Annotated in this window: 24 protein-coding genes; 13 read left to right on the forward strand and 11 right to left on the reverse strand. The window is 68.7% G+C overall.

The window, feature by feature from the left end:
* Positions 1 to 15 precede the first annotated feature (15 nt).
* The 5 genes from SCAB_RS27220 to SCAB_RS27245 all read right to left on the reverse strand — a co-directional run bounded on the left by SCAB_RS27220 (position 16) and on the right by SCAB_RS27245 (position 3238).
* Complete coding sequence (locus tag SCAB_RS27220) at positions 16 to 543, reverse strand: DUF6879 family protein (protein WP_041669708.1); 528 nt, start codon at positions 541 to 543, stop codon at positions 16 to 18.
* Positions 512 to 778, reverse strand: coding sequence for a hypothetical protein (locus SCAB_RS27225; protein ID WP_041669709.1), 267 nt, complete (start codon positions 776 to 778; stop codon positions 512 to 514). Before SCAB_RS27225 ends, SCAB_RS27220 begins: the two co-directional genes overlap by 32 nt.
* Positions 779 to 974: 196 nt before the next feature.
* Complete coding sequence (locus tag SCAB_RS46575) at positions 975 to 1679, reverse strand: HNH endonuclease (protein ID WP_148274228.1); 705 nt, start codon at positions 1677 to 1679, stop codon at positions 975 to 977.
* Between the two features lie 485 nt (positions 1680 to 2164).
* A complete protein-coding gene (locus SCAB_RS27240) occupies positions 2165 to 2392 on the reverse strand; it encodes a DUF397 domain-containing protein (protein ID WP_049875781.1) in 228 nt (75 codons plus the stop codon).
* Positions 2393 to 3238 (reverse strand): helix-turn-helix domain-containing protein, encoded by an 846-nt coding sequence (locus tag SCAB_RS27245; RefSeq protein WP_041669710.1) that lies wholly within the window; start codon positions 3236 to 3238, stop codon positions 2393 to 2395.
* Positions 3239 to 3448: 210 nt separating this feature from the next.
* Between SCAB_RS27245 and SCAB_RS27250 the strand changes: the two genes are divergently transcribed.
* Positions 3449 to 4081, forward strand: coding sequence for an ATP-binding protein (locus tag SCAB_RS27250; protein ID WP_013003304.1), 633 nt, complete (start codon positions 3449 to 3451; stop codon positions 4079 to 4081).
* A 46-nt stretch (positions 4082 to 4127) separates the two neighbouring features.
* On the opposite strand, the gene SCAB_RS47065 is transcribed toward SCAB_RS27250, so the two are convergent.
* Positions 4128 to 4979 carry a transcriptional regulator gene (locus SCAB_RS47065; RefSeq protein ID WP_013003305.1) on the reverse strand — a complete coding sequence of 284 codons (852 nt, stop codon included), beginning with the start codon at positions 4977 to 4979 and terminating at the stop codon, positions 4128 to 4130.
* Between the two features lie 250 nt (positions 4980 to 5229).
* Between SCAB_RS47065 and SCAB_RS27260 the strand changes: the two genes are divergently transcribed.
* The 4 genes from SCAB_RS27260 (at position 5230) to SCAB_RS45295 (ending at position 10697) form a co-directional block, all read left to right on the forward strand.
* Positions 5230 to 5925 carry a hypothetical protein gene (locus tag SCAB_RS27260; protein ID WP_013003306.1) on the forward strand — a complete coding sequence of 232 codons (696 nt, stop codon included), beginning with the start codon at positions 5230 to 5232 and terminating at the stop codon, positions 5923 to 5925.
* Positions 5926 to 5974: 49 nt separating this feature from the next.
* Positions 5975 to 7408, forward strand: coding sequence for a ParB N-terminal domain-containing protein (locus SCAB_RS27265; RefSeq protein WP_013003307.1), 1434 nt, complete (start codon positions 5975 to 5977; stop codon positions 7406 to 7408).
* The gene (locus SCAB_RS27270; protein WP_041669716.1) at positions 7405 to 9222 is read left to right on the forward strand and encodes a DEAD/DEAH box helicase; all 1818 of its coding nucleotides are present in this window, start codon (positions 7405 to 7407) and stop codon (positions 9220 to 9222) included. The genes SCAB_RS27265 and SCAB_RS27270 overlap by 4 nt, the downstream gene beginning before the upstream one ends.
* Positions 9223 to 9401: 179 nt before the next feature.
* Positions 9402 to 10697: a DNA cytosine methyltransferase gene (locus SCAB_RS45295; RefSeq protein WP_060907017.1), complete on the forward strand. Its 1296-nt coding sequence runs from the start codon at positions 9402 to 9404 to the stop codon at positions 10695 to 10697.
* Here the strand turns inward: SCAB_RS45295 and SCAB_RS45300 are convergent.
* From SCAB_RS45300 to SCAB_RS27280, 3 genes are all read right to left on the reverse strand, one after another.
* Positions 10683 to 11147 carry a very short patch repair endonuclease gene (locus SCAB_RS45300; RefSeq protein WP_013003310.1) on the reverse strand — a complete coding sequence of 155 codons (465 nt, stop codon included), beginning with the start codon at positions 11145 to 11147 and terminating at the stop codon, positions 10683 to 10685. The genes SCAB_RS45295 and SCAB_RS45300 overlap by 15 nt on opposite strands.
* Before the next feature lie 400 nt (positions 11148 to 11547).
* Entirely contained in the window at positions 11548 to 12558 is a 1011-nt protein-coding gene (locus tag SCAB_RS27275; protein WP_013003311.1) for an SEC-C domain-containing protein, read from the reverse strand.
* Between the two features lie 118 nt (positions 12559 to 12676).
* The gene (locus tag SCAB_RS27280) at positions 12677 to 14230 is read right to left on the reverse strand and encodes a glycoside hydrolase (protein WP_013003312.1); all 1554 of its coding nucleotides are present in this window, start codon (positions 14228 to 14230) and stop codon (positions 12677 to 12679) included.
* A 171-nt stretch (positions 14231 to 14401) separates the two neighbouring features.
* Between SCAB_RS27280 and SCAB_RS27285 the strand changes: the two genes are divergently transcribed.
* From SCAB_RS27285 to SCAB_RS27295, 3 genes are all read left to right on the forward strand, one after another.
* Positions 14402 to 15079, forward strand: a complete 678-nt coding sequence (locus tag SCAB_RS27285) for a class E sortase (RefSeq protein WP_013003313.1) — start codon at positions 14402 to 14404, stop codon at positions 15077 to 15079.
* A gap of 98 nt (positions 15080 to 15177) precedes the next feature.
* The gene (locus SCAB_RS27290; RefSeq protein ID WP_041669718.1) at positions 15178 to 15489 is read left to right on the forward strand and encodes a DUF6412 domain-containing protein; all 312 of its coding nucleotides are present in this window, start codon (positions 15178 to 15180) and stop codon (positions 15487 to 15489) included.
* 122 nt (positions 15490 to 15611) lie between these two features.
* Positions 15612 to 16451 carry a YidC/Oxa1 family membrane protein insertase gene (locus SCAB_RS27295; protein WP_013003315.1) on the forward strand — a complete coding sequence of 280 codons (840 nt, stop codon included), beginning with the start codon at positions 15612 to 15614 and terminating at the stop codon, positions 16449 to 16451.
* Positions 16452 to 16617: 166 nt separating this feature from the next.
* On the opposite strand, the gene SCAB_RS27300 is transcribed toward SCAB_RS27295, so the two are convergent.
* Complete coding sequence (locus SCAB_RS27300; protein WP_013003316.1) at positions 16618 to 17109, reverse strand: heme-degrading domain-containing protein; 492 nt, start codon at positions 17107 to 17109, stop codon at positions 16618 to 16620.
* Positions 17106 to 18191, reverse strand: coding sequence for a Gfo/Idh/MocA family protein (locus tag SCAB_RS27305; RefSeq protein WP_013003317.1), 1086 nt, complete (start codon positions 18189 to 18191; stop codon positions 17106 to 17108). Before SCAB_RS27305 ends, SCAB_RS27300 begins: the two co-directional genes overlap by 4 nt.
* Before the next feature lie 55 nt (positions 18192 to 18246).
* Between SCAB_RS27305 and SCAB_RS27310 the strand changes: the two genes are divergently transcribed.
* From SCAB_RS27310 to SCAB_RS27330, 5 genes are all read left to right on the forward strand, one after another.
* A complete protein-coding gene (locus SCAB_RS27310) occupies positions 18247 to 19455 on the forward strand; it encodes an ROK family transcriptional regulator (RefSeq protein WP_013003318.1) in 1209 nt (402 codons plus the stop codon).
* 303 nt (positions 19456 to 19758) lie between these two features.
* A complete protein-coding gene (locus tag SCAB_RS27315; RefSeq protein ID WP_013003319.1) occupies positions 19759 to 20646 on the forward strand; it encodes a hypothetical protein in 888 nt (295 codons plus the stop codon).
* Positions 20647 to 20872: 226 nt separating this feature from the next.
* The gene (locus tag SCAB_RS27320; RefSeq protein WP_013003320.1) at positions 20873 to 21652 is read left to right on the forward strand and encodes an HAD-IIA family hydrolase; all 780 of its coding nucleotides are present in this window, start codon (positions 20873 to 20875) and stop codon (positions 21650 to 21652) included.
* 193 nt (positions 21653 to 21845) lie between these two features.
* Positions 21846 to 22517, forward strand: coding sequence for a hypothetical protein (locus SCAB_RS27325; protein WP_013003321.1), 672 nt, complete (start codon positions 21846 to 21848; stop codon positions 22515 to 22517).
* Between the two features lie 7 nt (positions 22518 to 22524).
* Positions 22525 to 23241: a class F sortase gene (locus tag SCAB_RS27330; protein ID WP_013003322.1), complete on the forward strand. Its 717-nt coding sequence runs from the start codon at positions 22525 to 22527 to the stop codon at positions 23239 to 23241.
* Positions 23242 to 23696 lie beyond the last annotated feature (455 nt).

A 23696-nucleotide genomic window follows, 5' to 3' on the forward strand; every position in this document is an offset into this window, starting at 1 on the left:
GAATCGTGCGTGAGATCAGACGGAGAACTTCTCGTGGTCGATGGCTCGCTCCCACACGTTCTCGAAGGCGGCGACGACCATCTTCACCACGTCGTGGTCTTCGGTGAACTCATGCCCTGCCCAGTCACCGTCGCCGGTGAACCAGTGGAACATCACCCGCCGATCGTCGATGAGCCACAGGTCGTTGCCGGGCAGAGCGATATCCGAGGCGAGACGGCGGGGGAGCCAGCGAACCTCTTCACCGACAGCGATGTTGACCGAGGTCAGGGCATGTTCCCACCGGATGTAATCGGTCACGGGCTCGGAGACGATCCGGGCTCGACGCATCCGGACGCCCCTGGCGACGGTTTCACGCACCAACGGGGTCCAGCCCAGCCAGAACGGTGAATCAGGGTTCAGGTCGGTCCGACCGGTTCGCAGGAACTCCTCGAAACTGTCCGCCTCGTTGCCGACACTGTAGACGTCGCGCATCTCCAGGTGGACGGCTGTGTGCTCGGCGGAACCCAGCAGTTCAGCGAAGTCCGGCACGCCGTTCTGCGACATCACACGCCTCCCTAAGAATCGGCACCATGCGGGCGGGGATGCGGATCACCGTCTCATGCGCGGGGATTCCCGTGTCATGTCCGGCGACCCATTCCGTCTCGCCTACCTGGGCTTTCAGCAGCTTGTCGGCCTCCTCGCCCTGGAAGATGAGATCGGCTGTCTCTTCCTCCACCCACACGGTCGGCGAACCGCCTCCTGTGGTCTCCGGGTCGATTCCAACGAACTCTAGAGCCATGGTGCCCTCCCGTATCAAGGCGGTTGCGGGTTGTTGCGGTGCGACGGTTCCGGGGCGGTTGTGCTGCGTCAAGGGCGCAAGGCCGCGTCGGCAACTAAATGGCTTGTTCGCGTCGGATGTGCTGCACGATGTCACTCGCCCATGCGCCGCAGGCATCTCCGGAGCCGTCCCGAGCCGTCTCGACTCCAAGAAGGAGTCACGCACCTTCCTCGATCAGGGCTCCCGCCAGCTTCAGCATGATGTCCACCCTGTCGTTTCGTTCAAGCCGTAGCCACTCTGCGAAGATCAGCTCGACCTCGTCTCGCTCCAGACGTCCGGACTGCATGAGCCGGTACAGCCGACGTTTGTCATCGCGGCTTTCGAGCCTTGATGCGCGTGCCAGCACGTCCTCCATCGACGGCAGGGCCTTGCCTGCTCCACGGAGTCCGGCGTTGCAGCGCTGGCACTCGACGCGGAGGTTCGACAACTCGGTGTTTATGGGCGGAGCCGGGTCGACCAGGTGGACGCTGAGCACCGCTCGCTGAGTCTCGTCCTCGGGGTACGCCTCGCCGGCACAAATTCCGCACGTCTGGCAGAGGGAGCCGGCCTTCTCTATGGCTTCTCGGCGGCGGGTAGCGGGGATGCGTGGCTTGGCGGGCTCCTGGCGCTGCTCTCCCAAGTCGATACGGACCCCGATCTTTGCGAGCAGATATTCGTCGGGCCTAAGTCGTGGATTGGTCTTGTAGTTGTCGATGCGCCACCCCAGTTCGCGCAGATCCCGCATACGGCGATCCACCTGGGCTACTCCAGGCACCCCCTCGATGAGCTGGAGCTTGGTGAAGACCTCGCCTTCACCCACGGCCGCCAAGAACTCGGCGACTTTGACCTTCGATGACCGTCGCACAGGGCGTTCGTCTGTCACTGCTCTCTCCCCTTGACCTAGCTGCCAGCACGCCGTGCTCCCCTCCAAGCGGGGACGGCCCGAACTAGTGTACCTTCGGCGACCATAGATAGCACGGACGGCCAATATGATGAAGGCGCCTACGGCGTTCGGCAACGTCCGGCAAAAACGTTCCGGCTGGTCAGGGAGGGCGAGCGGTACAGATGGACATGGGTGGTTGGGCTACCGCGGCGGTAGCTGGGATCTGGTTGATCGTCTTCGTGGTGGGCTACACCCTTGACCAGGTGCCTGGCCTGTCGGCCAAGGCTGAGAGGGCGATCGTCTCGCTCCGTCGCCTTCGGTCCGCCTGGCGCGACGGCGGGGGCGCGGCAGGCGGAGTAAGTGACCGGGAGCGCACCGAGCCTCGTCGATGACGGCGCAGGTTGGCGGGCGCGCGGGCGCCTGCCGCAGGCGGTCAGATCCCGGGATCTGCCGGCCGATGCGGCAGGCGCGTAAGTGCGGACCGGTCAAGCAACCTGCGCGGCGCTGGCCTGAATGAGATGCGGAGGCTGGGCCACGAAACTCGCCCACGCCCCCGCTGATACCGACAGGCGGGCGGCTGCCGGTCGTTTCGAGTCCCGTATGAGTACTTGGGAAGGGAGGAAGGCTGCTTCCAGGCACTCGGTGGTGTTGGCGCCGCTGTACGACGACTTGAACCAGGTGGGCTCAGGGGCGGCCTGGGGGTCGACAAGCATTCAAAGCTCCTTGCGGGCGTTGTGGATCATGTCGGAGGAAGCCTCCATATCCAACGCTTGTGCGCGCAGATACTCGAACGCAAGCCTGTACTTCTCCAGTTCCTCCTCCTGTTCCAGGAAGAGGGAGCCCGTGTGGAAATCGACGTATACGACGTCGAGCGCCGCCTCCTGGCCGCCGATGACGACGAAGCTGCCCAGGGCTGCGGCGTGCGCTCCTTTGGAGAACGGCAGTATCTGGAGTGTGATGTGTGGGGACTCGTTGGCTTGTAGCAGTCGGTCGAGTTGATTCCTCATTACCGGCGGTGACCCGACGACGCGGCGGATCACGGACTCGTCGAGGATCGCCCACAAGCTCGGCGGCTTCGGCCGGGAGAGGATCTCCTGCCTCCTCATGCGGATGTCGACGAGCCGCTCGATCTCCGCAGGCTCTAGAGGTACCTCGTTGGCCTTCTGGAGGGCCGTGCTGTACTCGCGGGTCTGCAGAAGGCCGGGCACGTAGACGCAGCAGAAATGACTCTCGCGCACTGCTTCGTCCTCTAGCGTGAGCAGGAGGTTCATGCTCTCGGGGATGGAGTCGGCGAAGGAACTCCACCAGCCCTGTTCCTTGGCGTTCTTGGCAAGGTTCACAACTGCTCGCCGTTCGGCGTCAGTTGCTCCGTACTCGCGACACAGTGCGTCGATCACCAGCCATTTCACAGGGCCGGCTTGGGTCTCGTACCGGCTGACCGTGGCCTTGGATACGCCCACCAGCTGCCCGGCCTCCTCAAGGGTCAGCCCTTTCTGGGCGCGCAACTTTCGCATCATCACGCCCAACTGACGGCGCCGAGTGGTGGTCCGTACGGACATGGAGCTCCTTCACCTGAGCATGGGGCGGCTGCCTGGAGGCCCTTCAGGCTAGGCAGCACCGCGGCCGCGTCACTACCAGATTCACTCGATGGATTGTCGTGAGAAGTTACACAGTAAGAGTTCTCTGTGTCATGCTCGCTCATGGATCGCTACGCAATGCAGTCGTACGGATACGGCGGGCGCAGGCAGCGCGTGGCATGGGAGGGAGGAGTGGCCGTGCCCGGCTACGACATCACCAGGCCTCGACTTCGCTGTGTCCTGCCCTTCGAGGCGGGGCCGGCGGAGGTACGACTCCTTCGCGGAGCGACCGCCTCGCAGCTGGGGCAGTGGGGATTGCTGGCCGCTGCGGAGGAAGCGCAATTGGTTGTGACCGAGCTGGCGACGAACGTTGTCAGGCATGTTGGTGAGGGGGCCTCGGCGGCCTTGGTCCTTGAGAGGAGAGGCGAGCGGCTACGAGTTGAAGTCCACGACAAGAGCCGCACGGTGCCGACTATCCGGCCGGCGCTCTGTGACGAGGAGTGCGGACGCGGATTGCATCTGCTCGCTGCCCTGACGGCCGATTGGGGGACGGTTCTTACGGCGGTGGGCAAGGCTGTCTGGTGCGAGGTCGAGATTGACTCCGGGCAGGGGTGCCGCCGCGTCGAGCGGGCCGCTGAGGCATTGGAGGCCTACCACGGTGGTGCCAGTGCCGCGGTTGATCAGGGGCGTCGTCGGCAAGTTGTGCTGGAGGAGTCGGCGATCGAGTTGATTGCCGATCTGCTCCACTGGACATCGGCCCGCGGTTTGGACCCGGACGACATCCTCGACCGGGCGCAGATGCACTACGAGGCGGAGGCGGCGTGATCTGTTCTCGCTCCGGACGACGTGATGAAGTGGGCCGGGCCGGCGACTATCTCATTGCAGACCGCAGCAGCGCGCCGGCATCGCCGTGAGCGCCTTGCTCGTGAAGCTCTAGAGCTGCCTGCATGACGTCTCGATCCCCTTGATCCCGGCCGTAGACATGGATCAAGTTGTCGGCCAGCCGGTTCTGGTGCCGCTGGCGAAGCGTCAGTAGTACCACGGCCGTTTCGACGGGACTGAGGACTTCAGTCGTGGTCTGGCGGAGCATGGCCAGTGCCACGTCCTGTCTGTCGCCTCTGCCTAGCTCTTCCGCCTGTGCCGCCACTCGGCGTGCCGCCGCCACATCGTTCCGGCTCCGCCGCCGGTCCCCCCTTCGACGGGGGACCGGCGGCGGAGCCGGACGAGCGAGGGCGGCCAGACGTGCTTGCAGGCCGGCTTTGGCCGCGTTCAGTTCCGTGACGGCGGCGCGCAGTGTCGCGGATTCGTTTCTCAGCGAGGCGAGTTGCTCGGCCTGCTCGCTCAAGTCGGCGCATCTGACGCAACGCCGTTCGTCCACGGCCCTGAGGCGGAGACTCATCACGTCGTCGAGGCTGATGCCAACGGCTCGCTCGCTGCCAGCGTCTGTGCAGGCTTCTTTGTAGAGAGTCTCAATGAACTCCGGTCCCGGGACCGTCTTGCCGCTCAGGAACCGGGACAGCGAACTGGGATTGCTACGCAGCCTTCCAGCTGCTTCGGATTGGTTAAGCCTCTTATTCCCAGATTGACCCGAAAAATCTGGTTTCAGGTGTCGGCAGAGGTCCCCGAGTGTCATTGCGAGTGCTCGTCGGCCAGGGGGAACATCGCTGTTGAACTGCTTCTTTATCCAACTGGGCCCGGCCGGGCTGCGGTCTTCTGGCGTCACGCGAACCTGTCTCCCCGCTCCAGTCCACCCGGTCTAAGTCCCGGTCGTGTGCAGGTAATTGTGCATGATCACGTCAGGGTCGATCGGGGCGCTTGCTCTTTTGCGAGCAAGTGTTTTCTGGGTGGACTTTCATTCGGTCGGAAGTGCAACACTGGTTGCGCCGCCCGGGAAGCGGGGGACGCGAAACCGCGTGAGCGCTGCCGGTTGTTTGTGGTGCGGCATGTTGGACACGACTTGACCGGAGGGGCTCATGGAGTTGCCGTCCTACCAGGACGTCAAAGGGGGCAAGTCGCAGGTAGCGCTGTGGCTGATCGCCGAAGTGGGGGAGGGGAACACCTTCACCAAGGTCCAGCTGCGTGAAGCCTTCCCGGAAGCGGCGCAGATCGACAGGCGGTTGCGGGAGCTTCGCGATCACGGCTGGAGATTCGATACCAGCCGTGAGGACCCCTCGCTGCTCCAGCAGGAACAGCGGTTTGTGACCAGGGGGGCTGACGTCTGGATTCCGGGCAAGGCTAAGGCGCCGGCTCACAAGAACAGCCTCACCGCCACACAGCGCGCAAAGGTCATGCACGACGACAACAACCTGTGCCGGTCGTGCGGCGTGGGAGCCGGTGAAGCCTATGAGGACGGCGGCGGAGTCGAGCTCGCGAAGCTGAACGTGTCCCGCCGCAAGGTGCTCCACAGCGATGGGACCGAGGAGTACCAGCTCATCACCGAGTGCAAGAGGTGCGGTGTCGGTGGAGGCTCCGATCGGGAGGTCGACCTCGGCATGATTCTGGACCTCGTGGAGGACCTCGCTCCGATCGAACAGGAGGTCTTCCTCAAGTGGATGGCGACCGACCAGCGCACGTTCAGCCCGATCGAGAAGGTTTGGGGCATCTACCGGACCCTGCCGCAGGAGTCCCGTGCCGCTGTGGCTCAAGCCATCACCGAGATGCTCGGCTGATCACCAACCGCAGGAACGATGACACACAGATACAGAGGACGGGGTAGACATGCTGCGGGAATTTCCGCCGCCGCCGCGAGCGGCAGCGTTCAGCGAGCTGATCAAGAAGAGGCTGGATGAGGTACGAGGGGCGGGGGGTACCCGGGAGACCGTCACGGTCGACTGGAACGGACAGCAGACGCATGTCGACGTGATCGATCTTCCCCTGACCGGCCTCTACCTGAATCCCGGCACTCACCGCATCAGGGCGCAGCGCACCTTCGACCCGGTGCGTGATCAGGCGCTGGAGAGGGAGCCGTTCGGTGATGAGGGGCAGCTCTACCTGCGCGATCTGCTGATGGCTCGCCCCGACAACCCGGATCTGCGCGACCCCGACTTCGACAAACTGATGGAAGACCTGCAGAAGTTCGGGCAGAACGATCCTGGCTTGGTCACCCATCACGGCGTGCTAGTGAATGGCAATACGCGAGCTGTGGCTCTGCGGAAGCTCGGCGCACAGTCCATGCGGGTGGGTGTGTTGCCGTCATCGTTCACGCAGGCGGACATCGACGCGGTGGAGCTTGCTCTCCAGCTTCGTCTGGACCAGAAGCGCGATTACACGTACATCAACCGCTTGCTCGCTATGGAGGAGCAGGCGACTCTGGGGCGGACCCCAGAGCAGATCGCCAAGGAATTCCGGATCCGGACGTCGACCTATCACCAGGAGCGGTGGATCCTCAGCACGATCAAGGAGCTGAACGGTCGTAGCAAGAGTGGCGGGGGCGTAGAGCTTCGGCTGGTCGACTGGGAGGGAGCCCAGGAACGTCTCAAGGAGCTTCAGCGGTTGTATCTGAAGCTGGAGACCTTGGACCGTGACCAGGCGGAGATCTTGAAGGAGTGGCGGCTGGCCGCGATCCTCCTGGACTTCTCGAAGACCGATGTCCGGCACATCGATGAGGAGTTCTTGAAGCAGGGGTACCTGACCCAGGTGCTGCCTGCGGACTTGGCTGAGGGCGGAGAGGCGGCCCAGTCGGCAGCCGTGTCCATCCCAGGCCTGGACCTGGAAGTGCCGGCGGCATCGTCGGCCGTCTCTGCCGCCCGTGCCCTGAACGACCGCATCCTTCGCGCGGCTGCCACAGTCCGCAACACCAAGTCCGAACTCTCGGATACTGAGAAGTCCAAAGCGCAGGCGCTACTTGACGAGGCGAAGACTGCGTTCGATCAGGCCATCGAATTCCATGGCCGTGACGCCCGCGTCCGGAAGCGCAAGCAGCTGGCTCCGGCTCGACTCGTTGATGCCTCCGCCAACATCGACCAGTGCGTCACGGATCTGGTCCAGGCCCGTACGTCGAACAGCCTTGACGAAGAGGCTTTCGACGAGGCCGTGCTCAAACTCCGGAGCAGCTTCCGGAAGCTGGCCCAGCAGGCCGGCCGCGGCATTCCGAATCCAGGTGATGGCGTTTCCTGGCTCCTCGCTGCCGCCGCTGCGGAGGGTCTCCAGTGACGGAGAGCGCGACGGAAACGTCCCTGCACCTGGGATTCGACGCTACGCGCACGCGCGTAGTGCTGAAGACCACCGATCAGTACCGACAGGATCTTGTCCAGCTGGCCGCTCGGTTCCGTACCGGTGGCCAGCTCGGCCCGCTCTCCGCCTCGGTGGCTCTTGACGAACTCCTCGCCGATCTGGGTGTTCTCGGCAGCTGGCCGCACCACGTAGGAGTGGAATGGGCGCCGGAGCTGCGCAGCCTCGTGGCTGGCGTCATCAAAGACGCCAACACAGTCAAGGAACGGCTAGCCGGCTCGGGCACATCATCAGAAGTCGCCTCCGCCGATGTTCCGGATCTGCTCGGCGACACATGGAAGGGCGAGCTCAACGCGTTCCAACGCAGGGACATCGCGAAATTGCTCTCGCTGGGCCACGGGGCCAATTTCAGTGTGCCCGGCGCGGGCAAGACACGTGTTGCCCTTGCTGTCTACGCCGCGCAGAAGGCCCAGCAGAAGGTGAGCCGCCTCCTGGTTGTCTGTCCCAAATCGGCCTATGAGTCATGGCGTTACGAGACCGCCGTGTGCTTCAACTACCCACTGCGCACCCATGTGCTCGACGGCTCCATGGATCAGTGGGCAGAGGTTCTGATCGTCAATTACGAGAGGCTGGACCGATCGCTCTCGATGCTGGCGAGCTGGCTCAAGTCGGGCCCCTCAATGATCATCCTGGATGAGGCGCACAGGATGAAACTTGGTGCGCGCGGTACCTACGGTGCCGCATGTATGGCCCTCGGCCCTCTGGCGAAACGCAGGCTGATCCTCACCGGAACCCCGGCTCCGAATGGCGCCAAGGATCTGGAGAATCTGCTGGGCTTCGTCTGGCCAGGCCATGGGCAGCGCAGCGTAGTGCAGGCTGTGGCCGGCGGTGACCTGGCCTACGCGAGCACGGTCCTCCGGCCCCTGTTTACCAGGACGACGAAACACGAACTCGGCCTGCCGCCGATGCGGCTTCGGATGCGGTACGTCGACATGCCGGACCTGCACGCCGAGATCTACCGCTCACTGGTGGGGGGGATGGAGAGCGGCGCCGCTCGCGAAGACCTGAGCTCTCTTGGTAAAACGGCACTGCGCCTCCTGATGGCGGCGACGAGCCCCGCCCTCCTCCTGGAGGGGGCCAGCCGACATGAACCACTCGTGTATCAGTTGCCTCCGCTGGAGATCCCAGTGGGCACTTCGCTGTATTCGCTGATGCAGGACCTTCCTGACTACGAACTCTCCCCGAAGTACAAGGAAGCTGTTGCGATCGTCGCCAAGAACGCGGAGCAGGGGCGCAAGACCCTGGTCTGGACGACGTTCGTGCGGAGTCTGACGACGTTGGCGCAGATGCTTGAGAAGTTCGGCCCAGCCGTCGTGTACGGCGGCACACCAGACCGGGACGAGCAGTTGCGGCGCTTCCGCGAGGATCCCAGCTGCATGGTGCTGATCTCCAATCCCGCGACCCTGGGCGAGGGCATCAGCCTGCACCACGTCTGTCACGACGCCGTCTACGTGGACCGTGACTTCATGGCCGGCCGTTTCCTGCAGAGCCTCGACCGGATCCACCGCCTCGGGCTCGCCCCTGGTACTGACACACACGTCACAGTGATCGCGGCGCGTAACACCATTGATGAGGTGGTGGAGATACGGCTGGACCAGAAGCTGGAGTTCATGGGCAAGATCCTCGATGATCCCACTGTTCAGCAGCTTGCTGACCTGCAAGAAGAACCGGCGGTAGCCGCCGGTCTCGCTCCGAGTGACATAGAGGCTCTGCTGCGTCACATGGGAGGAGCGTAGCGCTGAGTGACTGGGCTCTCGGTGCTCCATCCGAACGGAAGGGGAGGGGCTCTCCCCGGATAGGCAGGGAAGAGCGGGGCGGTGGGAGACTCGTGGTGCCAAGTGTCCAAGAGTCAGTGCATGATCATGATCTCTGGGACACTTGAGATCGGTTTTGAGTCACTTCCGGAAGGAGCGCTATGCACCCCCGCGGTCGCCAGCGTCCGCAGTTCACCCAGCCGCTAACCTCGTTGGAGATCTGCGCTGGAGCAGGCGGACAAGCCGTTGGGCTGCACAACGCCGGATTTGATCACTTGGCGTTGGTGGAGTGGGACCAGCACGCTGTGCGGACACTCAGGGCAAATGTGCACGACTGGCCAGGGTGGGACAAATCTCGTATCGATGCGCTGGAACCCATGGATGTCAGGGAATTCCTTGGATCTAAAGTTCACACGAGCCTTGACCTTGAAAAAGGTGATCTTGATCTGCTAGCCGGCGGAGTTCCGTGCCCTCCCTTTTCTCTCGCGGGGAAGAGGCTCGGCAAGGACGATGAGCGCGATCTTTTTCCCGATGCACTGAGGATCGTCAGGGCTCTGCGACCCAAGGCCGTGATGATTGAGAACGTGCGAGGGATTTTGGAGCCCCCAGAGGTTTTCATTGACTACCGCAGGGACATCCTGAATGAGCTGGACGAGCTTGACTATGTGATTCCTGAAATCAGTGAAAGCTGGCCAGCTGAAAAGCAGGACAGAGAGATGCGTCAGGTTTGGCGTAGAATGGACGCGAATAGATTTGGCGTCCCTCAGCTCCGTCCCCGCGCTATCCTTGTGGCGATTCGCAAGGATGTTCTGGCATCCTCGGGAGTTGATTTCCTCTGGCCGCTTCAGCTTGAAGGGAAGCGGGCGACCGTAGTAGACGAACTGGCTGCGAGCATGGAAGCCCGTTGCCGCAAGTTCTGGAACAAGAACAAGGACGGGGAGCGCGCAAGGCCCGGCGAACCCTCCGGCAAGCATGTGTACCAAGAATGGCTGCGCAAAGCCACTGATGCCGTTGAGGCAGGCAAGGGAATTGCTCCGACCTTGGTGGGTGGATCAAGGAAGCACGGCGGGGCCGACCTTGGTCCCACCAGAGCTAAGCGCGCCTGGGAAGCCCTAGGGGTGAATGCGATGGGTCTCGCGAATGATCCCAGTGAATGCGACCCGGAGCGCGACCTCTTCCGGGAGGCCGGACCTATGCTGACCGTTGAACAGGCCGCTGTAATTCAGGGATTCCCCGAGGTTTGGAAATTCCCGGGGAAGAAGACGGCGAAGTACCGTCAGGTCGGAAACGCTTTTCCGCCTCCTGTGGCAGAGGCCGTGGGGCGGGCTATCGCGGCGGTTCTGCGTCCCGAGCAGCGCGACGAATTGCTTCACGGGTATGAAATGGACGACGGCGGTTCCGAGTTCGCTGCACCTCGGTTGGAGCAGATGTCTTTCTCGCTGTCAGAAGTTTCGTGAATCAGTTGCCCGGCGTGCAATAACATTTGCGGCGATAGTGTTCGCGCAAAGGTCGGATGGCTCGTGTTCCCAGAATCGGAGCACAAGCCATCCGGCTTCCTTGAGTCGCTCATCGGTGTCGCGGTCACGTGTCATATTGCGCAGAACCTTTTCGGACCAGTAGCCCGAGTTCGTTTTCGGCGGAACATAATGCTCGGGGCATCCATGCCAGTAGCAGCCGTCTATGAAGACTGCCACCTTCACTGGGCGGAAAACCAAGTCCGCAGTACGACGAAGGTCAGGCAGCGGACGCGCGCACACCCGGTAACGCAGCCCCTGCGCATGCACCAAGCGCCGGATCAGCTGCTCGGGTTTGGTGTCGCGATTGCGAATCGCCTGCATATTGCGACGGCGAGCGGCGGATGAAGCCCAGGAACCTTCTGGCGCTTCCCACTTGGGATCTTCGGACACACCACAGAGAGTAGCTCCGGTGCGGAAGGTCGGGGTACTTCGGCTGGTCAGAGTCCGGATGGAGGTACCGCAGGCTTCCGAGCTCCTGGGGACGACGGTCTAGAGGCACCGTAGGACCACTCGCTTCTTGGCAGTGTCGTGATTCCGCGGCCTGCCTCAAGGGCGCTGCGCGTCGCCTGCGGCGATCGGCCTGCGGCCGACCCTTGACCCGGGCCGCGGAATCACTGAGGGAGAAGCGAGCGAGCGGCCCGGGAGGGTGGGGGGCCCGACCGAGTTCAGGGTGTAGGTCGGTTGGGTGGTGGGGCGGGGTCCGGGGGCGCGATCTCGTCTCGCAAGCACGCCGGGTTGGCTTGGCGGCTTGAGGTGGCGGAGTGGGGCTTTGCCCGTCGGTGCTTGGGGTCTATGCGCCGTGGCAGGTTTCGTACGTTTCCCCCGACCCGCACCAGCAAGCAGCCCCCCGCTGCGGCGGCCACGAGACCGCCAACCCCCTGGCCGCCAACGTCGTCGCATACTGCGGCAGCAGTGTCGCGTCGGACGGGGACGAGCTCTCCGAGGCTGCGAACGCCTCGTACGACGGGACCGTGCCCGTCACGATGCCCAGGTTCGGGGTGCCTGAGGAGGACAGTTCCCGCAGCGAGGCTTCTATCGTCGCCAGGTGCTCCTCGTGCGAGGGGTACTCCGCGGCCAGGCCCGGGTAGGCCGCGATCAGTTCCGCGAGTTCGCCGGCCGGCCAGTGCAGGACCGCCACCGGGAACGGGCGGGACAGGGCCTCCCGGTACGCGCCCAGCTCCGCGCGCAGGCGGGAGATCTCGGCCTGGAGCTCCGCCGGGTTGTCCGAGCCCAGGGACCACACGCGCTTGGGGTCGTGCAGCTCGTCCAGGGAGACCGAGGAGGAGTGCTGGGTGTCCGCCATGGCGTCCCACTCGTCGTGGACCGCGCCCAGCATGCGGCGGACCCGGTGGCGGCCGAAGAGCAGCGCGCGGGTCGCGTACGGGGGCTCCGCCACGTCCGTCAGCAGCAGGGTCACGGCCGCCGTGAACGTGTCCTGGGCCGCCTCCAGCTCGTCGTGGGCCTCCAGGGCCTCGGCAACGATCACCCAGGGGGCCGGGTCGCGGGGGGCCGCCGCGCGGACGCCGTCGATGATCGCGCGGGCCTCCGCCTCGTGGCCATACTCCCAGAGGTTGGACGCTTTCAGCGCTCGTACGAGATGGGGGTTGTCCAGGGGGGTGGAGGAGGACAGGAGGCGGTCGTAGAGGGCTGTCGCCGTGGGGCGGTCGCCGGAGAGTTCGCGGTGGGCGGCGGCCTGGAGGAGGAGGTGCTCGGCGTCCTCGGGATAGAGGTCGGCGGTCCGCTCCAGGCGTGCCGCTTCGGCGTTGTGGTCGACGTTCTCGGCAGGCGTGTCGGGGCGCATGGACGACACCGTACTGCCCGTGGGGGAGCCAGGGGGATGGAGGTGAGGTACGGGCCGGGGTGGGAGGGAGCGGGCCGGGGGCGCGTGCTCCCCCGCCTCCCCGGCGTCGCCGGTTCCTCTAGATCGTCACCCCGTCGATCTGCAGCGTCTGCACCGCCCCCGCCGCGAACGGCACCGCCACCGTCTTGCCGCTCAGGCGCGTGTCGGAGTAGGCGCGGTAGCGGTCGCTGCCGCCCGAGGTGTGGGTGTTCCAGCGGGGGACCAGGCCGTTCGTGCCGCCGGTCACCGTCGTGAAGTTCGCCAGGTTGAAGGTGAGGGTCTGGGCGGAGGAGGCGGTGTTGATCGCCACGATCACCAGGCGCCTCGCCGCCGCGTCGTACGCCGCTGCCGTGTAGGGGGAGCCCGTGTCCAGGATCGTCATGCCCGGGCGGATGTGGCGGCTGAACTGCGCCATCACGTAGTACTTGGTCTGGACCGTCGTCGGCTGGAGGGTGTTCGCGTCGTAGGCGATCATCGCCCAGCCCGCCGTCGGGTCCATCACCTGCCAGTAGACCCAGGCCGTGGGGTGCAGCCAGCGGAAGTCGTAGCAGAGGTTCCGCGCGAGGGTCCAGCCCGAGCCGTCGGCGTCGCCCGTCTCCGAGTTCCAGAGCTTCTTGCCGGCGGTGGTGACCACGTCCGTGTAGAGGAGGTCGCGGCGACCGTCCGCGCCCTGGTAGCCGTGCACGTTCACCTGGCTGACCAGGGCCTTCGTGGCGGAGTTGAAGGAGTTCCACGTCGAGCGGGCGGTGTCGTAGTTCGTCTCGTCGGAGGCCGAGATACGGACCGAGTTCAGGCCGCGCGCGTCCAACTCGCTGCGCATGTACGGGAGTACGGCGGCCTGGACCGCCGGGTCCATGTGGCAGCCCTCCTGAGTGCCGGTCGCCGTCCACCAGGAGGACGCCGGTTCGTTGAAGGGGTCGACCGTCGCGAAGTTCACCCCCCAGTTGTTCTTGGCGTAGAGGGCCACCGCCGCCAGGTGGGAGGCGTGCTGGCGGTAGTTCCAGGTCTGGAGGTTGTTGCCGCCGCCGGAGGCGCCCGAGGGGTTGTGGTTCGAACACATCCACCACATGGGGGAGTTGGCGAAGAGTTCCGTCGTCGCTCCGCGCGCCACCGCCTTCGTCAGGGCCGCGCGCTGGTTCGGGTCTGCCGTCCACTTCCAGGCGGAGGAGGCCGGGTTCTCGTTGGTGTAGTCCTGCCAGAAGCCCTCGATCTGCTTGAAGGCGGGGATGTTGGCGGACTTGACCATCGACTCGCCGTTGATGGAGTTCGAACTGCACGCGCCGAGGTTGTAGCGGGCGATGTTCATGCCCAGGCCGGGCAGGGCCGTGCCGTTGTACGTCGTCGTCTTCGTGGTGAACCACAGGTCGGCGAAGTCGTCCCGGGCCCCGAAGACGTTGGCCCACCAGGCCAGGGAGGTGCCCCAGCCCTCCCAGGTCCCGTACTTGGTGCCCGGGTTGACGGTGATGGTCGCGTCCGCGTGGGCCGTGCCCGCGCCGAGGGCGGTGCCGACCACGGCGCCGCCGGCCGCGGCCAGCAGGGCTCTGCGGCCGAAGGCTGCCGTGGGCCGGTCGGTGGCGGAGGGCTCCGGGGCAGGTCTCGCCTGGGTGTGCCCGGGGTCGGGGGATGCAGTCATGTCAGCTCCGGGGGATGCGGGTGCCGAAGGGAGGGAAAGGTGGGGTTGGGGGACCGGCCACCTTCCGAACTGCTGAGTGGGACATCGGAAGAGTCAGGGGTGAATGGTGAGGTTGTCGAGAGGTGTGACAGCGCTTTCTCCTCTTTCTTTCAACGGTTGTGAGAAGGGGAGATGAAAGTCGCCCGCCCCCGCGCGCTCCTGGTCGCCGCCGAGGGCGCCGTCACGCTCGGGCTGGTCCTGCTTCTCTTCGTCGCCCATCAGCTGTGGTGGACCAACCGGCAGGCCCAGGAGGCGGCGGCCCGTGAGGTGGCCGCGCTGGAGAGGGAGTGGGGGCGGGACGGGAAGGGGGTGGGTGCGGGAGAGCCGCTGCGCCGGGGGCGCGGGGAGCCGGAGCGTCCGGCCGGGGCCTACGCCGTCCTCGACATCCCCCGGCTCCGCCTTCGCGTGCCCGTCGCCGAGGGGGTCGGCCGGGCGGACGTCCTCGACAAGGGGTACGTCGGCCACTACCCGGGGAGCGCGCAGCCGGGCCGGCCCGGGAACCTCGCGCTCGCCGGGCACCGCAACACCCACGGCGAGCCCTTCCGGCACCTCGACCGGCTCGTGCCCGGCGACGAGGTCCGCGTCGAGACCCGGGACGCCGTCCACACGTACGTCGTCGACCGGACGCTCCCGCAGACCACGCCCGGCGACGGCGGGGTCCTGCGGCCCGTGCCGCGCAGTGACGTGCGACCGTCGTACGGGTACGCCGAGCGCGGCCACTACCTCACGCTCACCACCTGCACGCCCGCGTACACCTCCACGTACCGACTCGTAGTCTGGGGGAAGCTGCGCTCGGTGCGCCTCGGATGAGAGCATGGGTGCGAGCATGGGCGCGGCAGAGCGCGGTGCGGCGACCAGAGCACTGAGCGGGACATGGGACAGGAACACGGAGCAGGGAAGGGGTGCGCATGATCACGAGCTGGGTCAACCCGCGTTCCGCCGCCGTGCTGCTGCTGTTCCTGTTCGAGGTCGCCGTCCTCGACTCCGGCACGCTCTCCGCGGCCGTCGCCTTCGCCGCGACCGCCGCCGCCGGCTCCGCGTTCGCCGCCTGCGCGGTGATCGCCTCGCGCTGCGCACCCGTGGTGCCGCGTACGCGCGTACGGACAGCCATGCGGGACCGTGAGCGCCGTACGGCGTTCCTGTCCCAGCGCGATCCCGACGCGCGCGGCCGTAGGCGGCCCCGGGCGCCCGGACACGCCCTCCTGACGGCCACCGCGTAGGGCACCTCCGCCTCTGTTTCCGGGCACGTGCTCCTCGCGCGGGCCGTCGCGCCAGTCCTTGTTCCCGGTCCCCTGCCGGACCGGTCCCTGGCACGACGAGACCCCCTGGAGGGCTCCCACCCATGTCCGTTTTCGCCGACCTCGTCGGACACCTCGCCGATCTGCTCCAGCCGCTGTTCCACGCCTCCGCGACGGCCTTCGCGATCATCCTGTTCACGGCGCTCGTACGGCTGCTCGTCCACCCCCTGTCCCGGGCCGCGGCGCGGGGGCAGCGGGCGCGGGTCGCCCTGCAGCCGCAGATCGCGGAGCTGCGGAAGAAGCACGCGAAGAACCCGGAGAAGCTGCAGAAGGCCATGATGGAGCTGCATACCAAGGAGAAGGTGTCGCCGCTGTCCGGCTGCCTGCCCAGCCTCTGCCAGCTGCCCGCCTTCTTTCTCCTCTACCACCTCTTCTCCAACCGGACGATCGGCGGCGAGGCCAACGCCCTGCTCACCCACAAGCTCTTCGCGGCCCCGCTCGGCGACCGCTGGCACGACGCGCTCGGCGAGGGCGGTCTCTTCGGGCCGCAGGGGCTCGTCTACCTGGGACTGTTCGTGATCGTCGCGGGGGTCGCGACCTTCAACTTCCGCCGTACGAAGCGGATGATGGCGGCGGGTACGGCCGGGATGCCGGCCGTGTCGGACGATCAGGTGCCCGGGATGGCGGCGAGCATGGGGGCCGTCAGCAAGTTCATGCCGTTCATGTCCTTCTTCACGCTGCTCAGCGTGGCGGTGGTGCCGCTGGCGGCCGCGCTGTACGTGGTGACCAGTACGACGTGGAGCGCGGTGGAGCGGGCGCTGCTCTACCCGCTGCCGACGACGCCGGCCGGGGCCGCGGCGGGTGCGGGTGCGGGTGCGGGTGCGGATTCGAGTGGGGGTGCGGGGACCGGTGCCGGTGCGTCGTCGGCCGCCGCGGCTCGGTAGCGCGTGCGGGGTGAAAAGCCTGCGGTTCCCTGCGCTTTCAGGGGCCCTGCGGCTCCTCACGGCCCTGAAAGCCTGCAGTGCTCGGGGTCCTGAGCGCGCCGGTGTCGCGCGCTCCCACTGCGCGGTTCCCCGCGCCCCTGAGAGGGGCGCGGGGCTCTGCCCGTGGTTACAGGGTGCTCAGGAGCTGCTCCAGGGCCCTGACCACCATCTCGTGGTCTTCCAGTTGGGGGAGGCCCGAGACCGTCACCGTGCCGATCACTCCCGTTCCCTCCACCGTCAGGGGGAAGGAGCCGCCGTGGGCGGCGTAGCGGTCGGGGTCCAGGCGGGACGAGGCTTCGAACGTGGTGCCCTGGGCCCGGAAGCGGGCTCCTACCAGGTAGGAGGAGTGGGCGTAGCGCTCCACCACGCGGCGTTTGCGGTCGATCCAGGCGTCGTTGTCCGGGGTCGAGCCGGGCAGGGCGGCGTGGAAGAGCTGCTGGGGGCCGCGGCGGATGTCGACGGCGACCGGGGCGCCCTGCTCGCGGGCCAGGTCCACCAGCAGGGAGCCCAGCGCCCAGGCGTCGTCGTACGTGAACCGGGGGAGCACCAGCCGGCGTTCCTGGGCTTCGAGTTCCTCGACGGTCGGGACGGCGGGGGTGGTGGGGTCGTCGGTCGTCACAGTCGCACCGCCACGCCCTCGCGCGCCGACCTGCGCGCCGCCTCCAGTACGTCCAGCGCGGCGGCCGCCTCGTACGCCGTCACCGGGTTCTCGCCGGTGCCGTGCAGGGCGGCGGCCACGGCCGCGTAGTACGCGGGGTAGTCGCCGGGCAGGGTCGGGACGGGGCGGCCGCCGCCGGTCGGCGGGGAGTCGCCGGCGCCGACGCGGCCCCAGAGGTCCTCGGGCTCCCGGCCCCAGTCGGCGCCGGCGGCGGGCCGCTCGCCCTCGCGGAGGGCCGCCTCCTGGGGGTCGAGGCCGTACTTGACGTAGCCCGCCTCGGAGCCCAGCACCCGGAAGCGCGGGCCGAGTTGGGGCGTCACGGCGGAGGCGTAGAAGTGGGAGCGGACGCCGTTCGCGTGGGTGACCGCGATGAACGTGTCGTCGTCCACCTCGGCGCCGGGGCGGCGGAGGTCGGACTCGGCGTACACGAGGGTGGCGGGGCCGAAGAGCGTGAGGGCCTGGTCGACGACGTGGCTGCCCAGGTCGTAGAGGAGACCTCCGATCTCTGCGGGGTCGCCGGACTCGCGCCAGCCGCCCTTGGGCTGGGGGCGCCAGCGTTCGAAGCGGGACTCGAAGCGGCGGACCTCGCCCAGCTCACCGTCGGCGAGGAGCGCCCGGAGGGTCAGGAAGTCGTTGTCCCAGCGGCGGTTCTGGAAGACGGAGAGGAACAGGTCGCGGGAGTCCGCGAGGGCGGCCAGCCCGCGCGCCTCGGCCGCCGTACCGGCGACGGGCTTGTCGACGACGACCGCGAGGCCCGCCTCCAGCGCGGCGGTGGCCACGGGGACGTGCGTCTTGTTCGGGGAGGCGACGACGACCAGGTCCAGCTCGTCCGCCCGGTCCCACAGCTCGTCCGCCGTGGCCGCGAACCGCACCTCGGGGAACTCGGCGCTCGCCCGGGCCCGCCGCTCCGGGTTCGAGGTGACGACCATGTCGAGGATCAGGCCGTCCGTCGCGGCGATCAGCGGGGCATGGAAGACGGAGCCCGCGAGGCCGTAGCCGACGAGGGCGACGCGAGGGGTTCTGCCTGTGCTGGTGCCTGTCATACACCCACTTAAGCAACGCTGTTGCCAAAGTGCAAGCGCGAGGGACAATGGGAGGGTGAACGGCAACGGGATCGGCAACGGTGGCGGTACGAGCGGTGGCCTCGGCGGTGGGGGACGCCCCCCGGGGGTGACCGGGGTGAACCTGCTCGCCCTGCGCAGCCACAACGGAGCACTGGTGCTGGACCTGCTGCGCGGCGCCGGCCCGGCCGGGATAAGCCGGCTGGAGCTGGCTGAGCGGACGGGCCTCACCCCGCAGGCCGTCAGTAAGATCACCGCCCGGCTGCGGGCGGACGGGCTGCTGACGGAGGCGGGGTACCGGGCCTCCACCGGCGGCAAGCCGCGGACCGTGCTGCGTCTCGTGCCCGACGCCGGACACGCGGTCGGTCTCCATCTCGACCGCGACGAGCTGACGGCCGTCCTCTGCGATCTGACCGGCTCGGTGGTCGCGCGGCGGCAGGCACCGCTGGACCTCGGGGCCGGCGCGGACGCCGTGGTCGAGGGCGCGGCCGCCGAGGTGGAGGCGTTGCTGGCGGCGGCCGGCGAGGAGCGTTCCGTCGCACCGGCCGATTTCGGGGACGAGTCCCCCGACTCCCCCCTCCTGCCCGTCCTCGGCGTCGGCGTCGCCCTGCCCGGCCCCCTCGACCATCTGCACGGTGTCCTGCACCGGGTCACCGGCTTCCCGGAGTGGGACGGGTTCCCGCTGCGGGCCGCGCTGGTGCGGCGGCTGGGCCTGCCGGTGGTCGTGGACAAGGACACCAACGCGGCGGCCCTCGGGCTCGCGGCGGCCGCCGGGGCGCACGGCTCCTTCGCCTACCTCCACCTCGGTACGGGGCTGGGGGCGGGGCTCGTGATCGACGGGGCGGTGCACCGGGGGGCGCGGACCCGGGCCGGTGAGTTCGGGCACCAGGTCGTCCAGCTGGACGGGCCGCCGTGCGAGTGCGGGAACCGGGGGTGCATCGAGGCGCTGTGCCTCGCGGCGGTCGCGCGGGGAGACGTGGACGAGGCCGCGCGGGTGCTCGGCGCGGGGGTCGCCAACCTGGTGGGGCTGCTCGACATCGAGCTGGTGCTGCTGGGCGGGCGCACGATCGAGGCGCGGCCCGACGCGTTCGTACGGGGCGTGGGGTTCGTGCTCGACGCCTGGGCGCGGCGGCAGGGCGAGGACCCGGCCGTGCCGGTCCGGGTGGTGGAGGGCGGGGCGTCCGCGGTCGCCGAGGGGGCGGCGCAGCTGCTGTTGGCGCCGCTGTTCGGGCGCGAGGACGGGTGAGGGTGGGTGGGGGTGGGTGGGGTGCGCCCCGAACCGGCCGAGGTCGGCGGGTGGGTGCGGGCCGGGTGTGGTGGGTGCGGGGCGGGTGTGGTGGGTGCGGGCCGGGTGTGGTTGCTCGCGCAGTTCCCCGCGCCCCTGAAGTGCGGGCCCCCGCCCGGCGCCTCCCCCCGCTGCCCTGAGCGGTGTCCACGGGGTGCCCGTGCCCCCCACCCCCTCGCTCCGCTGATCGAGCGGACTTCCCCCGTACGCCGCCGCCCCGTTGGCGTGGCGGCCCGCCCCCGCGCAGATAGATGGCATGGTCATGTGTTCATGCGACCGTCTACCTGTCTGACCCTCGTCCTGGCCGGCGCGGCCACCGCCACCGCCGCCGCGGTCACCGCCGTCGTCGCCGGCGGTCCCGCCGTGGCACTCGACAGCGCCCCCGGCCCCGGCGGCCCCCCGCGTGCGGTGTCGGCCGATCCGCGGCCCACCTGCGCCGGGACCGAGAGGGGCGCGTTTCCCCTGCGGACCCGTATCCGTGGCGGGCCCGCCACCTACGTCGCCGGCGGCGGGTTCCACACCTGGGCGCTGGAGCTGACGAACACCACCAAGCAGACCTGCGGGAACATCCATCCGGTGGTCGTGCTGACCGACGGCGCGCGCACGCTGCAACGGACACAGCCGCAGCTGGAGTACTACGACGCCACCGATGCCACCGGGGGCGCGGCCCCCCTGCCGGTGACCTTCGAACGGACCGACTCCGACGAACTGGTCGGTGTCCTCGGCGGACACGGCCCCGGCTTCACCGTGCCCCCCGGCCGCACCCTGACCGTCAGGGTCCGCCTCTCCCTCACCTCGGACGCGACCGTGCCGAACGACGTCGTCGCGAACGCCGCCGTGGTCGAGCGGCGCGGCGACGACAGCGAGTGGGTGGGGGAGTCGAACGACTACCGCTTCCGGATCACCGACGGCGGGGGCGACGACGGCGACGAGGACGCCGGGGCGGGGAAGGAGGGCCACGGCCGGGACGGCGGCGGGCCCGCGAAGGAGGGCGGAGGCACCGTACGGGGCGAGCCGCGGCCCTATCCGCCAGAGCGCCGCGCCGAGCTGGCCGCCTCGGGTGTGCGGGAGGCACTGCCGTACGTGAGCGGGCTGCTGCTCCTGTCCGCCGGCGGGCTCCTGGTCGCGGCGGTCCGCAGGCGGACCGGCTGACACCGGTTCGGCTGACACCGGTCCGGCTCACACGGGTCCGGTTGTACGGGTCCGGCTGACCCCGGTCCCGCGCCCCCCGGGCCGTGCGCACCCCCGCTGACCTGATGCGGGCGGTCTCAGCGGCCAAGATCGGCCTCCTCATTTCAGCCAGCCCTCACTAGGGTTGGGGCGGGCCCGGACGTACGGGCGTACGCGGGAATCGGCACAGGTCGGCAGGAGATCGCACATGGCAGAGCGCAAGCCCATCGAGTCGTGGCTCACCGACATGGACGGTGTGCTCATCCACGAGGGTGTGCCGATCCCCGGCGCCGATGCCTTCATAAAGAAGCTCCGCGAGTCCGGGCGCCCCTTCCTGGTGCTCACCAACAACTCGATCTACACCCCGCGCGACCTGCACGCCCGGCTCTCCCGCATGGGCCTGGACGTGCCCGTGGAGAACATCTGGACCTCCGCCCTCGCGACCGCCCAGTTCCTGGACGACCAGCGGCCCGGCGGCACGGCGTACGTCATCGGCGAGGCGGGGCTGACGACCGCGCTGCACGACATCGGCTACGTCCTCACCGACCACGAGCCCGACTACGTCGTCCTCGGCGAGACCCGCACGTACTCCTTCGAGGCCATGACGAAGGCGGTACGGCTGATCAACGACGGCGCCCGGTTCATCGCCACCAACCCGGACGAGACCGGCCCCTCCGCCGAGGGCGCGCTGCCCGCGACCGGAGCCGTGGCCGCGCTGATCACCAAGGCGACCGGCAAGAACCCGTACTTCGCGGGCAAGCCCAACCCCCTGATGATGCGCACTGGCCTGAACACCATCGGCGCGCACTCCGAGACCAGCGCGATGATCGGCGACCGCATGGACACCGACGTCCTCGCGGGCATCGAGGCCGGAATGCAGACCTACCTGGTCCTCACCGGCCTGACGACCCCGGACCAGATCGAGAAGTTCCCGTACCGTCCGTCGAAGGTCGTGAACTCCATCGCGGACCTGGTCGACCGCATCTGAACCCACCGCCGGGCCCGCTCGCCCGGTCGCCGGACAGCCCGGGGGACGAGCCCACCGGACGGATCCACCCGACCGCCCCACCCGGCCGCCCCACCGGATAAACCCCAGGACACCCGTACGGAGCAGCCGCGGCCCCTCCCCGGATGCGGCCCACCGCACGGCGCGGGAGTCTCAGGGTGTCTGGAGGTTCACCATGGGCTCATCACGAGTCGCTCTCTGTGCCGGAACGCTGTTCGCCGCCGCGCTGGCCGCGTCGGCGTCCCCGGCCCTGGCGGCCGACCCGGGACGCGTCTCGGCGGTGCCGGCCTCCCCGCCGCCCGGCAGCGACATCCAGGTACGGGCCGCGGGGTGCGCGGGAGAGTCCGCAACGGCCGTCTCGGAGGCGTTCGTCGCGGACGCGCTGCTCACCCGGCCCGGCGACGGGAGCCTCGGCACCCTCACCGGCGACACCCGCGTACGGTCCTCGCTCCGACCCGGTACGTACGAGCTGCGGGTCACCTGCCCGGGCGTGGAGGACGGGATCAGGGGGACCCTTCGGGTCGGCGGCGGGAGGCAGCCCGAAGCCGCCGGTCCCTCGGCCCCCGCCCCACCGGGCGCCGAGTCCGGCCCCGCACCGAGGCCCGCGTCCCCCGCCTCCCCGGTCGCCCCCGTACGCGCGGGCGGCGGCGGAGCGGCCGTCCGGCTCGCGGCGGACGGGCCGGTGGACGCCCGGGGCTCGGCCGGCCCGGCCGGCTCCCTGGACGACGCCCGGCACGCGGGCCCCGGCGCCCGCCACGCGGTGGTCGGCCTGGTCCTCGCCGGGGTCGCGGCGGCGGCGGTCGTGGCGCGGGGCGCGCGCCGGGGCCGTGGCCGCGGCACGGAGTGAGGCCGCCGTGTCGAAGCGGAACCACGACTACGCCGACAACGAGAGCACCATCGGGACGGGAGCCGGGGGCAGGTCCGGCGGCGGAACCGGCCGGGTCGTCGCCGGTGTCGCCTGGGCCGTACTGCTGCTCGGTCTGTGGCTGTGGGGGCGTGAGATCACCGACGTACGCGCGGGTGAGTCCGCGCCCATGACCGGTGACGTGGCGGCCGTCGGGCGCCCCGCGCAGGCCGAACTCCCGCCCGCCGCAATGCCGTTGAGGGACGCACGGCCGCAACGGCTGGACATCCCCGCGATGGGCGTGCAGGCGCCGGTCGTGGCGCGGGGCCTCGACCGCGACGGGGCGATCGAACCACCTTCCTACGGTCAGCCGGGCGTCGTCGGCTGGTACGCGGGCGGTGCGCGGCCGGGGGCGCCCGGAGCGGCACTGTTCGTGGGACACGTCGACACCGAGACCCGGCCCGCCGTCTTCTACAAGCTCAGCACGCTCGGCATCGGCGAGAAGATCCGGGTCACCCGCAGCGACGGCAGGATCGCCGAGTTCACCGTGGACGACGTCCAGGTCATCGGCCGCGACGGCTTCGACGCCGAACGGGCCTACGGCGTACGGCAGTCGGGGCGGGCCGAACTCCGGCTCGTCACCTGCGGCGGCACCTTCGACAGGGAGACCCGCACGTACGCGGCGAACGTCGTCGTCTCCGCGTACCTCAGCGGGACGGGTCCCTGAGCGGGACGGGTCCCTGAGCGGGACGGGTCCCTGAGCGGGACGGGTCCCTGAGTGGGACGGGTCCCTGAGTGGGACGGGCCCCTGAGCCCCGGCCCCGAGCGGACGCGCGGCGCCGGTCCACCCGGCCCGGTCCGCGACCCGCTCCCCCCGGGGCCGCCGACCGGGCCGGTCCTCGACCGTGGGGCGCACGGGCTGCGGGAGTGACCCGGGCGCCGACACGGGAGGCTTGCGGGCGGAGCACCCCGGAGCGCCGCACCTCTGCGACTGTAGAGCGCGGCGGCGCCCGCGGCCAGAGTCCGGTCCCGGACCGGTCCGGCGAGGCATGACTATGCGTCATGGAGAGCCGCCGACACAGGAGTTGGTGTTCGGCCGGCCCGCTTCGACGAGTGCTCCGGGCGGGCCGTACGAGCGGTTTCCGTCCCCGTCCGGACGTGTCGCCCCACCATCGTGATCAG

The organism is Streptomyces scabiei 87.22, from assembly GCF_000091305.1.
Lineage (GTDB): Bacteria > Actinomycetota > Actinomycetes > Streptomycetales > Streptomycetaceae > Streptomyces > Streptomyces scabiei.

Excerpts from the sequence above, each read along its gene's own strand:
- SCAB_RS27280 (WP_013003312.1), bottom strand. The coding sequence starts at position 14,230 with ATGACTGCATCCCCCGACCCCGGGCACACCCAGGCGAGACCTGCCCCG.
- SCAB_RS27260 (WP_013003306.1), top strand. The coding sequence starts at position 5,230 with ATGGAGTTGCCGTCCTACCAGGACGTCAAAGGGGGCAAGTCGCAGGTA.
- SCAB_RS27220 (WP_041669708.1), bottom strand. The coding sequence starts at position 543 with ATGTCGCAGAACGGCGTGCCGGACTTCGCTGAACTGCTGGGTTCCGCC.
- SCAB_RS27290 (WP_041669718.1), top strand. The coding sequence starts at position 15,178 with ATGATCACGAGCTGGGTCAACCCGCGTTCCGCCGCCGTGCTGCTGCTG.
- SCAB_RS27295 (WP_013003315.1), top strand. The coding sequence starts at position 15,612 with ATGTCCGTTTTCGCCGACCTCGTCGGACACCTCGCCGATCTGCTCCAG.
- SCAB_RS27275 (WP_013003311.1), bottom strand. The coding sequence starts at position 12,558 with ATGCGCCCCGACACGCCTGCCGAGAACGTCGACCACAACGCCGAAGCG.
- SCAB_RS27245 (WP_041669710.1), bottom strand. The coding sequence starts at position 3,238 with ATGTCCGTACGGACCACCACTCGGCGCCGTCAGTTGGGCGTGATGATG.
- SCAB_RS45295 (WP_060907017.1), top strand. The coding sequence starts at position 9,402 with ATGCACCCCCGCGGTCGCCAGCGTCCGCAGTTCACCCAGCCGCTAACC.
- SCAB_RS27265 (WP_013003307.1), top strand. The coding sequence starts at position 5,975 with ATGCTGCGGGAATTTCCGCCGCCGCCGCGAGCGGCAGCGTTCAGCGAG.
- SCAB_RS27240 (WP_049875781.1), bottom strand. The coding sequence starts at position 2,392 with ATGCTTGTCGACCCCCAGGCCGCCCCTGAGCCCACCTGGTTCAAGTCG.
- SCAB_RS27225 (WP_041669709.1), bottom strand. The coding sequence starts at position 778 with ATGGCTCTAGAGTTCGTTGGAATCGACCCGGAGACCACAGGAGGCGGT.
- SCAB_RS27325 (WP_013003321.1), top strand. The coding sequence starts at position 21,846 with ATGGGCTCATCACGAGTCGCTCTCTGTGCCGGAACGCTGTTCGCCGCC.
- SCAB_RS27285 (WP_013003313.1), top strand. The coding sequence starts at position 14,402 with ATGAAAGTCGCCCGCCCCCGCGCGCTCCTGGTCGCCGCCGAGGGCGCC.
- SCAB_RS27305 (WP_013003317.1), bottom strand. The coding sequence starts at position 18,191 with ATGACAGGCACCAGCACAGGCAGAACCCCTCGCGTCGCCCTCGTCGGC.
- SCAB_RS27320 (WP_013003320.1), top strand. The coding sequence starts at position 20,873 with ATGGCAGAGCGCAAGCCCATCGAGTCGTGGCTCACCGACATGGACGGT.